Source organism: Streptomyces sp. P5F9 (genome assembly GCF_057961495.1).
Genome location: NZ_JBXVPZ010000029.1, coordinates 1 through 12,312 on the forward strand (window position 1 = coordinate 1; position 12,312 = coordinate 12,312).

At 68.9% G+C, this 12,312-nt stretch carries 10 protein-coding genes and 1 pseudogene; 8 read left to right on the forward strand and 3 right to left on the reverse strand.

What is annotated here, in order from left to right; genetic code table 11:
• Nucleotides 1–611, reverse strand: a 611-nt coding sequence (locus AC31A1_RS08060; protein WP_489652563.1) for an MMPL family transporter, incomplete at its 3' end; no start/stop codon positions are given.
• A gap of 151 nt (nucleotides 612–762) precedes the next feature.
• Entirely contained in the window at nucleotides 763–2,097 is a 1,335-nt protein-coding gene (locus AC31A1_RS08065; RefSeq protein ID WP_489652564.1) for a serine hydrolase domain-containing protein, read from the reverse strand.
• Nucleotides 2,098–2,411: 314 nt separating this feature from the next.
• Here AC31A1_RS08065 and AC31A1_RS08070 point away from each other — a divergent pair, with 314 nt between their 5' ends.
• The 6 genes and pseudogenes from AC31A1_RS08070 to AC31A1_RS08095 all read left to right on the forward strand — a co-directional run bounded on the left by AC31A1_RS08070 (nucleotide 2,412) and on the right by AC31A1_RS08095 (nucleotide 9,611).
• On the forward strand, nucleotides 2,412–3,770 hold the full coding sequence (locus AC31A1_RS08070) for a sensor histidine kinase (RefSeq protein WP_489652565.1): 1,359 nt from the start codon (nucleotides 2,412–2,414) through the stop codon (nucleotides 3,768–3,770).
• On the forward strand, nucleotides 3,755–4,399 hold the full coding sequence (locus tag AC31A1_RS08075; RefSeq protein ID WP_489652566.1) for a response regulator transcription factor: 645 nt from the start codon (nucleotides 3,755–3,757) through the stop codon (nucleotides 4,397–4,399). The genes AC31A1_RS08070 and AC31A1_RS08075 overlap by 16 nt, the downstream gene beginning before the upstream one ends.
• Nucleotides 4,400–5,130: 731 nt before the next feature.
• The gene (locus AC31A1_RS08080; RefSeq protein ID WP_489652567.1) at nucleotides 5,131–5,997 is read left to right on the forward strand and encodes an amidohydrolase family protein; all 867 of its coding nucleotides are present in this window, start codon (nucleotides 5,131–5,133) and stop codon (nucleotides 5,995–5,997) included.
• Nucleotides 5,990–6,886, forward strand: coding sequence for a hypothetical protein (locus AC31A1_RS08085; protein WP_489652568.1), 897 nt, complete (start codon nucleotides 5,990–5,992; stop codon nucleotides 6,884–6,886). The genes AC31A1_RS08080 and AC31A1_RS08085 overlap by 8 nt, the downstream gene beginning before the upstream one ends.
• A 104-nt stretch (nucleotides 6,887–6,990) precedes the next feature.
• A complete protein-coding gene (gene dctA / locus AC31A1_RS08090; RefSeq protein WP_489652569.1) occupies nucleotides 6,991–8,295 on the forward strand; it encodes a C4-dicarboxylate transporter DctA in 1,305 nt (434 codons plus the stop codon).
• 295 nt (nucleotides 8,296–8,590) lie between these two features.
• A pseudogene (locus AC31A1_RS08095) lies at nucleotides 8,591–9,611 on the forward strand (amidohydrolase family protein).
• 547 nt (nucleotides 9,612–10,158) lie between these two features.
• Here the strand turns inward: AC31A1_RS08095 and AC31A1_RS08100 are convergent.
• Nucleotides 10,159–11,388, reverse strand: coding sequence for an RNA-guided endonuclease InsQ/TnpB family protein (locus AC31A1_RS08100; RefSeq protein WP_489652570.1), 1,230 nt, complete (start codon nucleotides 11,386–11,388; stop codon nucleotides 10,159–10,161).
• Between the two features lie 17 nt (nucleotides 11,389–11,405).
• Between AC31A1_RS08100 and AC31A1_RS08105 the strand changes: the two genes are divergently transcribed.
• Both AC31A1_RS08105 and AC31A1_RS08110 read left to right on the forward strand, forming a co-directional pair.
• Nucleotides 11,406–11,564, forward strand: coding sequence for an Arc family DNA-binding protein (locus AC31A1_RS08105; protein WP_489652571.1), 159 nt, complete (start codon nucleotides 11,406–11,408; stop codon nucleotides 11,562–11,564).
• A gap of 250 nt (nucleotides 11,565–11,814) precedes the next feature.
• On the forward strand, nucleotides 11,815–12,240 hold the full coding sequence (locus AC31A1_RS08110) for a hypothetical protein (protein WP_489652572.1): 426 nt from the start codon (nucleotides 11,815–11,817) through the stop codon (nucleotides 12,238–12,240).
• Nucleotides 12,241–12,312: the final 72 nt, after the last annotated feature.

Below are 12,312 nucleotides of genomic sequence, written 5' to 3' on the forward strand. Positions count from 1 at the left end.
GCGACGAGCAGGGGCACGAACATGCTCAGGAGCGAGCCGAAGGCGACGAACAGGATGATGCCGGCGGCGGCGATGCCGATCGCTTCGGTGCTCTGGGTGGTGCCCTCGGCCGCGCCGCTGACGGCCTGGCCGCCGAGTTCCACCTGGAGGTCCGCGGCACGGGCGGCTCGGGCCGTGTCCACGACCCGGGTGATGTCGGCGACCGGTATCCGGTCGGCCGTCGCGTCGAAGGTCACCGTCGCGTAGGCGGTGGTGCCGTCCTTGCTGATCTGCGGTGCTCCGGTGGGGCCGTACATGCTGGTCACCGAGGCGACCGAAGGCAGCTTCGCGACCTTGGCCAGCATCGGGGTGACCTTGTCCCGCACGGCGGCGTCCCGGACCGAGCCGTCGCGTACGTGCACCACGATCTGGCCGCTGTCCCCGGCCTGCTGGGGAGCGGCGGACTGGAGCAGCGCCTGTGCCTTGGCGGACTCGGCCCCGGGCAGGCTGAACTCGTTGGAGTAGCTGGTTCCGAGCATCGCGTACGGCACGGCGAGCGCGACCAGCAACGCGGCCCAGATCCCGACGACGACAAGGCGGTGGCGGAAGCACCATCTGGCCAGTGCGGACATGACTGAACAACCTTCTTCTCTACGGGAGACGAGACGGAACGGGACCGCTCGCGCGACGGGCGAGGCATGAGGGGTGTGGGGTGAGCCGGTCCGGAGGCAAGCGGCCGACGTCAGTCGGCCGGGATCAGCCGGCCGGGGTCAGGCGGCGGATTCAGGCCGCCGGGGACGCGGGCGTGGCGGGGATCGGCTTGCCGAGCATGGCGCACACCGCGGCGTTCACCAGGGACTGGTTGGCGGCGCCGGGCTTCGGCGAGGCCAGACCGAAGATCGTGGAGGTGAGGACCGAGGCGGTACGCCGACCGGTGGCGTCGGTATAGGCCTCGCTGGAGTAGCCGGGGACCTGGCCGTTATGGCCCCAAACGGTGCCGCAGGGGGTGACGACCTTCTCCAGGCCGAGCCCGTACCGGCGGTTCGGGAACTCGGACTCCTCGGCGACGGTGGTCTTCATCTCCTTCAGCTGGGCGGTCGGCAGAAGCTTGCCGGACAGCAGCGCGCTGTCGAAGCGGGCCCAGTCCTGCGCGGTGGAGACCATGCCGCCGGCGGCCCACTCCGTGCTGGCGTTGATGAAAGTGGTGTCGACGTATCCCGCGGGCCGGGCCGGGCCGGCGAACGCGGTCCCGGCGGGCGTGCCCGGAGGGAGCAGCGCGGCAAGGCGAGCGGCGTCGGGCTCGTAACCGTGGGCGAGTACGGGGCTCTTCGCGGTGCCGGTGCCGACGCCGGAATCCGTGCCCGTACCCGTACCCGTGTCGGTGTCGGCGCCGGTGACCAGGTAGGTGTTCTTCAGGTGGAGCGGACCGGCGATCCGCTGCTGGATCAGGTCGCCGAGGGTGTGTCCGGTCACCTTCTCGGCGACGAGGCCGAGCGCGACGTAGTTGGTGTTGCTGTAGGCGTAGTCCGTGCCGGGTGCGAACAGCGGGTCGTGCCGGACGCCGGCGGCGATTAGCTCCCGGGGCGTCCAGATCCTGGTGTCCTGGCCCGTGAACGCCTTGAGCACGTCGGGGTCGTTGGTGTAGTTGAACAGGCCGCTGGTGTGGTTGAGCAGCATGCGTACGGTGATCGCGGACCCGTTGGGAACCAGGCCGGGCAGCCACGCGTCGACCGGGTCGCTCAGCTTGAGCCGGTGTTCGGCGACCAGTTGCAGGACCACGGTGGCAACCATCGTCTTGGTGTTGGAGCCCATCCGGAACTTGTCCTCCGCGGCAAGGGTGTGGTCGGCCTTGCTCCAGGGGGCCTGCCGGGCGATCTCGATCGGCCGTCCGTGACCGTCGTCGACCTGAACGATCACCCCGGGGGCTCCGGCGTCCACGTCCTGCTGGGCAAGCTCGGCCAGCCGGGCCTGCTGGGACACGTCCGCGCCGACGGGTGCGGACGGCTGCTGGGCCGCCGCCCCGCCGCAGGCACCGAGCGTGCCGGTCAAGGCCGCGGCCACGAAAAGTGTCAGGCCTGCCTGGCGGCGGTGGCGCGGGGACGACGCGAATGCGGTCATGAGGGGCCTCCTGAACGAGAGGACACCGGCCTCGGATCGTCCGACGCCGGCGCACTGATGCAGGCCACTGCTCGGCGGCGGTGCTGCCGTCGATGCCTGCCTGCCCTTCCAGCCTCGCCGGGCCGGGGCAACGGAACACGGGGGCTGAGCCCCCAGGGGGGTGGAGAAAACCCCACTGTGCGGCCCCCGGCCACCCGGTCATGATCGAGGCGATCGAGGTACGCCACCGGTGGTCACGGACCACACCGGCCGCACGGACCGGTGGCGACCGGGAGGCCGGTCGCCCCGACACCGATGCACGATGATGGAGCGTGATGACCGATTCCAGCGCGAGCCGCTTTCCCGGCGGCGCCCCGCCCTCCGGGGCACGCCCGGTGCCCGGCGGCCATGGCCCGCGCCACGGTTCCGCGCCGCTCTCCGGTTTGGCCCTGCGGGTGAGCCTGCTGGGCTGGTCGCTGGTGCTGCTGCTCGGCACGGTCCTGGGTACCGGCCTGGCCACGCTCTGGATCACCTCGGTGTCGGTCGTCGCGCTCGGGGTCGGCATCCCGCTGACCCTGCTCGCGACCGTCCTGGTCCGCTGGTTCGCCGGACTGCACCGCCACTGGGCCGCCGACCGGCTCGGCGAACCGATGCCCGGGCCCTACCTGCCGCCCCCGGACGCCGGTTGGCCGACGCGGCTGTGGGCGTTCCTGCGCGACCCGGCGACCTGGCGGGACTGGGCCTGGCTGGTGGTCAACCCGATCACCGGCTGGTTCACCTACGGGCTGTCGTTCATCCTCTTCCTCGGCGGCGTCTTCTACCTGATCTATCCGCTCCTCTACCAGCTGACCCCGCCGCAGGTGTTCCGCACCCCCCTGGGCAACGGCTTCCGCCTGCACAGCGTCCAGGAGTCGTTCGTGATGGTCCCGCTCGGTCCTGTGCTCCTCCTGCTCTGGTACACCACCGCCGTGCGCCTGGCCAACCTCAACGCCCTGGTGATCCGCTCCCTGCTCGGCCCGACCGAGCAGGCGCGACTACGGGCCCGTGTCCAGCAGTTGGCGACCTCGCGGGCCGACACCGTCGACACCCAGGCCGGTGAACTGCGTCGGATCGAACGGGATCTGCACGACGGCGCGCAGGCCCGTCTGGTGTCGCTGGGTATGAGCCTGGGCCTGGCCGAGCAGATGCTGCCCAACGATCCGCAGGCCGTCCAGCGGATGCTGGCCGAGGCCCGGGAGGCGACCACCGACGCCCTGGCCGAACTGCGCGACCTGGTACGCGGTATCCATCCGCCGGTCCTGGCGGACCGTGGCCTGGACGGCGCGCTGAGGGCCCTGGCCCTGGTCAACCCCATTCCGACCACGGTGGTGGCCCGCCTGCCCGGACGGCTGCCCACACCCGTCGAGTCCGCGGCCTACTTCGCCGTCACCGAGGCCCTGTCGAACGCCATCAAGCACGCCCGGCCCCAGCACATCCGCATCGAGGTGGAGTTCACAGCCCACCCGGGCGGCAGCACGGGGGAACTGACGATGCGGGTGTCCGACGACGGCTGCGGGGGCGCCGCCATCGGTGCCGGCACCGGCCTGCACGGCATCGCCCGCCGCCTGGCCGCCTTCGATGGCACCCTGACCGTCGACAGCCCGCCCGGCGGACCCACCGAGATAAGGATGTCGTTGCCGTGCGCATCGTCGTAGCGGAGGATCTCGCCCTGCTCCGCGAGGGCCTGATCAGGATCTTCCAGGCCAACGGCTTCGAGGTCGTGGAGGCCGTTGACAACGGCCCCTCGCTGATCCGGGCACTGACAGCCCACCGGCCCGACGTCGCCATCGTCGACGTACGCCTGCCCCCGACCTTCACCGACGAGGGCCTGCGGGCCGCGATCGACGCGCGCAGGCAGATCCCCGGGCTGCCCGTCGTAGTGCTCTCGCAGTACGTCGAGCAGCTCTACGCCAGGGAGCTGATGTCGGACCGCGCCGGGGCCGTGGGCTATCTGCTGAAGGACCGGGTCATGGCCGTCGACCAGTTCGTCGACCATGTCCGGCAGGTCGCCTCAGGCAGTACGATCATGGACCCCGACGTGGTCGCCGCTCTCCTGACCCACCGCTCGGCCGACCCTCACCTGCTGGCGCTGACCCCACGTGAGCACGAGGTCCTCTCACTGATGGCCCAGGGCCGCTCCAACGCCGGGATCGCCGCCCTGATGTTCGTCAGCGAGAAGACCGTCAGCAAACACAGCTACAACATCTTCACCAAACTCGGCCTCGAACCGTCCGAGGACGACAACCGCCGGGTCCTGGCCGTCCTCGCGTACTTGGAAGGCTGAGTCCACCACAGCCGCTGAGCGGTCGCGTCCGGGGGCCGTATACGCCGCCACCCGGCGCGGCCCCGGGCCCGGGACGAACTCGGCACCCGAGGCGTTCATCGCACCCCCGCCCTCAACACCGTAGGACGGAACCATCCCTCCACGACCAGCCGCCCCACAAGAAATCGCTGGTCAGGCCCGCAACCGTCTGTGAATAGTCCCCCGGGGGAACACGCCCGCTCCCGCGAGACCGTGCGCCCCCAGGGCCTGCTCGTCGCGTGCGCCCTGACCGGAAACGCGAGACCTGCTGGACCCCTGCAACCACCGCCGCACCGGCGAGCCGTGGACAGAGGATCCCTGGGACCGCGCCCGGCGAGACGAAGCTTCCGGACGGGTCGATCGGCGCCTGGCGCGCGACAGGGAGTCACCCGCCACGACGCAACGCGAGTCGTGCGGCGCCGCCACCTCGATACACACCTGTCATCGTCGGCGGAGCCGACCACGCCTGCGGCACGGCACTGTCCACGGCGGATCAGCAGACGGAGATCGCCCCACGTCAGGACCGGCTTCGCGTCGTCCTGGACCGCACGTCACCCCCCGCCCCCACGGCTGGCCGGCATCTTCGCCGACTCATAACTGCAAAAATATTCGGATGAAATTGTTGACAATCTTGCCGCCCTGGACTTCAGTCGGTGCACGGCTTTCGGCCATGCCGAGCGACCGACATCGATCCGAAGACCTTGGGAGGCCTGATGGAGATCGTGGACACGCACACCCACGTCATCTCACCGGACACCGCGCGATATCCCCACGCCCCTGTCGGGGGACGACAGTCCGCGTGGTCACAGGCCCACCCGGTGGACATCGACGGCCTGACGCACGCACTCGACGGGGCGGGTGTCTCAAGGGCGGTGGTGGTGCAGGCGTCCACGGTCTACGGCCACGACAACCGATATGTCGCCGAAGCGGTCCGCTCCCACCCGGACCGGTTCGTCGGGGTCTACTCGATCGACGCCCTGGCCGACGACGCCGTAGCGGAGATCAAGAAGTGGCAGGACCAGGGACTGTCCGGCTTCCGTCTGTTCACCACCGGGACCACGATGCCTGGTCAGGCGGACTGGCTGGGCGATGAACGTTCGTATCCCGCTTGGGCCTACGCGGAGGAGAACGACATCCCCGTGTGTCTGCAGATGACGATCCAGGGGCTGCCCGCCCTGCAGAACCTGCTGGAGCGCTTTCCCCGTGTGCGGGTACTGCTCGACCACTGCGCGCGCCCCGACCTGTCCGACGGCCACCCGTACCGACTGTCGAGGAAACTCTTCGAGTTGGCGATCCACCCCGGTGTCCACCTGAAACTCACCCACCGCGCCCTGGAGGCCGCCAAGGCGGGCAAGTCCACGACCGAGGCTTTCCTGACAGACCTGGTGGCCTCGTACGGTGCCGGACGTATCGCGTGGGGCTCCAACTTCCCGGCGGCGGAGGGAACTCTCTCCGACATCCTCGACGAGGCCCGCGGCGCGCTGTCCAGCCTCTCCGACGACGACCTGAGGTCGGTCTTCGGCGGTACGGCCCGCGCGTTCTATCCCTCCCTCGCGACGACGGGCGAAGCCCGTGCCTGAGCCCGCCGTCCTGCGAACCGTCCTCGCCGACCACCCTCACACCGCGAAGCTGAAGAGCGGCGAACTCCGTGACGAGCGGGTCACCCTGTCGTTCATCGACATCGCACCGGTCCACCGGGCCTTCGCACCCATGGTGCGCGAAGAGGCCTACGACCTCAGCGAGTTGGCCGTCGTGACCGCCTTGCAGGCCGTCGCCTACGACCGTCCCGTGGTCCTGTTGCCGGCCGTGGTGGCCGCGCGCTTCCAGCGCGGCTGTCTCATCGCCCACGCCTCACGACCTGTCACCCCGGCACAACTGGCCGGCACACAAGTCGGTGTGCGTTCGTACACCCAGACCACGGGCATGTGGGTGCGCTCGCACCTCGCCGAGGACTTCGGTCTGGCGGCACGCGACATGCGATGGATCACCCACGAGGAACCCCACGTGGCCCAGTACACGGACCCCGACTTCGTCAGGCGCGGAAGCGGCGGGGCCTCCCTGCCCGCCATGCTGCGCGAGGGCCGGATCGGCGCCGCGATACTCGGCAACGATCTCCCCGAGGGAGAGGAGTTCGTTCGCGTCGTCCCGGACGCCGACGCCCGCGACGAGCGGTGGTGGCACCAGCACGGGTACATGCCCGTCAACCACATGGTCGTCGCCGGTGCGTCGGCCTGCCGCCGGGACCCGCAGGCGGTCCGAGCGGCGTATCACCTTCTGCTCAGGGCCGACGCCGCCGTCGAGCGCCCGGCCGGCGTACCGTCCCCGACCCTCTTCGGCTTCGACCGCCTGCGCGAGCCGATCGAGCACATCGTGGGGGCCTGTCTGGAACAGGGACTGCTGCCCAGAAGACTCACACCGGACGAGATCTTCGAACCGGCAAGGAGCGTTCTCGGCAGCGACGCCGACTGAGCCCCCGTACGCCGACTGCTCCGGCCGGACTCCCCGATTTCCCGACCGGTGTTCCCCAACCGGTTCTCCCCGCCAGTCTTTCAACGAAGAAACTGGAAACGACGATGAGTGAAGCAACATCCACGGCCACACCCGTGCAACCGGTCAAACCGCGCCACCGCTTCTACCACGACCTCGCCTTCCAGGTGATCGCCGGAGTCGCACTGGGCGTCGTCGTGGGCAATTTCGCCCCGTCCGTCGGACACCATCTTCAGTTCCTCGGCGACATCTTCATCCACCTCATCCAGATGGTCGTCGGCCTCATCATCTTCTGCACCGTCACCCACGGCATCGCCAGTGTCCGTGATCTCGGCAAGGTCGGCCGTATCGCGGTGCGCGCGCTCGTGTACTTCGAGGTGATCACGACGATCGCCCTCGTCATCGGGCTCGTCGTGGTCAACGTGCTCCGCCCCGGTGCGGGCATGCACATAGATCCGTCGTCACTGCACGCGGCGGCGAACACCGCACCCGCCAAGTCGGAAGGCTTCGACGACTTCCTCGTCAGTCTGGTGCCCACATCCGCGGTACAAGCGTTCGCCGAAGGAGACATCCTTCAAGTCCTGGTGTTCTCCGTTCTGTTCGCCTGCGGACTGGCCTCTCTCGGCGATCGGGCACAACCCGTACTGGACATCGTCGGCAGCGTCCAGCAGACCCTGTTCTGGATCATCGGCAAGGTCATGCGCATCGCACCGCTCGCGGCCTTCGGCGCCATCGCGTTCACCGTGTCCAAGTACGGACTGGGCACACTGACCTCGCTCGGGAAACTGATCGGAGTCTTCTATCTGATCGTCCTGCTCTTCTTCCTCCTGGTTCTCTGGCCGGTGTCACGGTATGCGGGCATCAGCCTGTTCAAGCTGATGCGGTACTTCCGCGCGGAGCTGTTCCTCGTGCTCGGTACCAGTTCCTCGGAGAGCGTCTTCCCTCAACTCACCTCCAAGCTCAAGCAACTTGGAGTGGACGAGCCCGTGGTCGGCCTGGTGCTTCCCACCGCGTACAGCTTCAATCACGACGGGACGTGTCTGTACTTCGCCTCGGTCAGCGTCTTTCTGGCGCAGGCAACCGGCAGTGATCTGGGATGGCAGGCGCAGGTCGGTCTTCTGCTCGTCCTGCTGCTCACGTCCAAGGGCGGCGCGGGAGTGTCGGGATCCGCGATCGCCGTGCTGGCACTGACTCTGAGCGCGACGCACAAGATCCCGGTGGACAGCATCGCCCTGGTCCTCGGTATTCACAGCATCCTGTCGGCCGCCTTCGTCTTCACCAATGTCGCCGGCAACTGCGTGGCGACACTCGTGGTCGGGAAATGGGAGAACGCCATCGACCGGGACCGGCTGCACGCGGAGCTCGATGCCGGGTACCAGACAGCCGCATGACACCCACCCGCGAGCGGAACGGGGCCATGCGGGGCTATCTCAGACCGGCCAGGGACGGCAGGCACCGGGGGCCGACGCCAGTGTCCGGCCGCACACCACCGCCCGTAGCCGCAACCTTCCGATGACACACATCCCCGAGGCAGCCTCCAGGCCTGCGACATCACCCGCGCCGGGCCCGAAGGCTGCGCCGATCGACGGCGTACCCCCTCCCAGATTTCTTTGACGCCATTGGACCGCGCGCCCGGCACCGCCCTGCGCCGAGTCACGACGAGGCCTCCGCGAGAGGGAAGAATTCATGATCATCGACTGTCACGGTCACTACACGACCGCCCCGCCGGCCCTGGAGGCATGGCGCCGGCGGCAGACCGCCTCCCTCACCGATCCGTCCGCCGCCCCCGCCCGCACGGACCTGCGCATCGGCGACGACGAACTGCGCGAAACCATCGAGCCGAACCAGCTGCGGCTCATGGACGAACGCGGCATCGACATCACCGTCTTCTCGCCCCGCGCGTCCTTCATGGCCCACCACGTCGGGGGCTTCGAGACGTCCGCCGCCTGGGCGGCGATCTGCAACGAACTCTGCTTCCGCGTCAGCCAGTTGTATCCGGAGCGCTTCGCGCCGGCCGCGATGCTCCCGCAGTCGCCGGGCGTCGATCCGGCCACCTGCGTGCCCGAACTTACGCGCTGCGTCGAGGAGTTGGGCGCCGTCGCGGTCAACCTCAACCCCGACCCTTCGGGCGGCCACTGGACCGCCCCGCCGCTCACCGACCGCTCGTGGTACCCGCTCTACGAGAAGATGGTGGAGTACGACATCCCGGCGATGATCCACGTCAGTACGAGCGTCAACCCGGCCTTCCACACCACCGGCGCGCACTACCTCAACGCCGACACCACCGCGTTCATGCAACTCGTCCAGGGCGACCTCTTCGCCGACTTTCCCACCCTGCGGTTCGTCATCCCGCACGGCGGCGGCGCCGTACCACTGGGGCCGCTTCCGGGGCCTCGCGATGGCACTCGGCAAACCGCCGCTGGAGCAACACGTCCTGAACAACGTCTACTTCGACACCTGCGTGTACCACCAGCCCGGCTCCGACCTCCTCTACGACGTCATCCCGGCCCGCAACATCCTCTTCGCCTCGGAGATGATCGGCGCCGTCCGCGACATCGACCCGTGCACCGGCCACCACTTCGACGACACCCGCCGCTACATGGAGGCCGCAGACCTGCCCGCCGACGACCTGGCGGCGGTCCAAGAACACAACGCCCGCACCGTCTACCCCCGCCTCGACGCACTGCTGAAGCGACAGGGCCGGTGAACGGTCCGGCGCCGAGCATCAGGTGCGATCGAGTCCCTGCGCCTCACCCACGGTCCTGGTCGACGTCGAGGCCCGTACAGGGCCTCCTCGCTGGCGCCGACCAGGAGGTTCCCACGCCGAGGCGCGCCAGCCCAGGCAGTTGGTGTCCGTCCTGTGTTCCGGGCAGCCCTCCGAGAGGACAACGGGTGCCGGTTCTCCGACGTACGAAGGCGCAGGCAGACACCGACACCTCCACGAACCCCGGACGTCGGGTCTGCTCAACGGCGGGCCGGGGGAGGAAAGCTGCGCAGGATCAGGATGGTCGAGAAGGGTCCGCAGGAGGGCTGTGTCGGCAGTCATCGCGGCCCTGGCGGCGGCGATGACTGTCGACACAGCCCGCTGGGTAGCCGCTCACCTCGACGCCGTAGTCGTCGTAGAGGCCGTCGTGCTGGGTGTCGGCGCGATGGAGCAGCAGTTGGTCGCGGGAGCGGCGCCGCAGTGGGAGGCTCGGGCCGGGCAGGAGACTTCATTGAATCCTCCCCTCCCTGAAGGGAAGGGGATTCCTGGCTCAGGCCGCCTCTTGGAGCAGCACTCCTGGAGGTCTTGCGCCATCAGCACCAGCCGGGTTGAGACCAGCCCGGACGAGCATCACGCGGGCGGAGTTCTTGTCCCGTGGGGACACGGCTCCGCACGCGGTGCAGGTATAGGTTCGTTCCGAAAGGGGCAGTGCGTGCTTGGTTCTCGCTCCGCACTGCGCACAGTCCATCGTGGTGTGCGCCGGGTGGACCAGGTGCACGGCCCGGCCGTACTTGCGGCCCATCTCGACCAGGGCCTGCTTGGTGGCGCCGATCGCCGCGTCAGCGGCCTTCCTGGCCATGGTGGTCCGGGCCAGGAACTTCGGACGGAAGTCCTCGACCGCAAGCGCGTCGTGGTCGCGGACCACGGACTTGGCCCACTTGCGACCGGTGTCCTGGCGCTGGCGTGTGACCTTCTTGTGCGCCTTGGCCCGCAGTTTCTTCGCCTCACGGTAGCCCTTCGATGCGGGCCGGCCCTTCTTCGGCTTGCGGCGGGCCATCATCCGGTCGTACCGGGCCAGTTTCGTCCGGGCCTTCTTGCCGTACTCGGCGTGGGGGAGGTCATGTGTGTCGGATGTAGTGGTCGCGGTCTCCTTCACGCCCCAGTCGATGCCGATCACCGCGCCCGTTTCGGGTAGCGGCAGGGTCTCGGCGGGCACGACAAACGAGCAGTACCAATGCCCGACGCTGTCCTGATAGACACGCACGCTGGACGGATCGGCCGACAGGTCGCGCGACCACACAACTGTCAGGGCGATTCCGCCCGCCAAGTGCAGACGGCCGTCCTTGAGGCGGAACCCGTTCCGGTTGTAGTTCAGGCTCGGGAGCGCTTCCCGCTTCTTCTTGCACTTCGGCATCCTGCCGCGCTGCCGCATCGGCAGACGCTCCCGGATGTCCTTCTGCGCCTTGGCCTTGGCCTTTCCGAAGTCGCGAATGATCTGCTGCTGAGGAACACTGCTGCCTTCGCGGAGCCATGGCATGGCCTGCCGAGCCTGGGTCAACAGCTTGTCGAGCTGAGCCGGGCCGCACGTGCGTTTATCCGTGTCCTTGGGCCGGTCCTTGTTCCACATGTGGGTCTGCCTGGACTTCGCGCAGCACTCGTTCCACACCCACCGACACCGGTCCCACTCCGCCATCAGTGCGCAAAGGGCGGTGGACGACACACGGATGCGGTAGGTCCACCGGGCATGCCCGGCCCCTCCCGCTTCCTTTAGTGTCGACATACCGTCATAATAGCACCATGGATAACGAGGTACGCATGACTCTGCGGCTCCCCGAAGACCTCCGTAACCGGCTGGCCGCCCACGCCAAGTCCGAGCGGCGCTCCCTCAACTCCGAACTGGTCTACATGTTGGAGGTCGGCCTCCGCGCCGCCGGGGTCGACGAGGAAACGCCCTGACGGCGATCCCCCTTTCCCTGCCCCGCTACACGGGAAGCCTGATTCCTCCCCGCCCTGAAGGACGGGGCATCCTCCGGTTATCAGGTGAGGGCGTCCGCACGGTGAGCCTCGCCCATGCCCGGGTCGGTGAGGGCTCACCGTGCGGACCGGGACCTGAGCCATGGGGCGAGGTTGTACCGGTGGTGCGGACTCGGGCAGGCTGGCTTCCCCGTCGCCAGGAGGAGCGGGAGGACCAGAAGGAGTCTCAGGCATGATCGACTGGGTGCCTCTGCGTACCGGAGCACGGCCTGTCCCCTCGCCCTTGGCCACGCCACTGGTCTGGGCAGCGGCAACCGGCGGCGCGTTGGTGCTGGTGGCCCTGCTCAACGCGCTGATAGGTCCCGGTCGTCCATCGTCGGCGCTGGCCGCGCTGTCCCTGCTCTCGGTACTGCTCGGCCTGTGCGCCCGCTTCTCGGCGGCCCCCGGGACCGCGGTGCTGTGCTGGCTCTTCCTCAACGGCTTCGCCGTCCCGCCCGCCGGCACTCTCACCTGGGCCGGACACCGCGACGTGTTCTGGCTCGCCTGCCTGTTCGCCGCTGCCCTGGTGGGCACGGCCCTGGCCCGACTCCTCCACGCCCGAGCCGCCTATCGCCGTCTCACCACGGACACCGGCGGCCCGACACGGACCGGATCATGAACGGCGGAGCCGCTCGCCGGGCCGTACCACCGTGCGGCCGCCCAGGATGCCCTCTCCGAGCAGGCCGCTCGG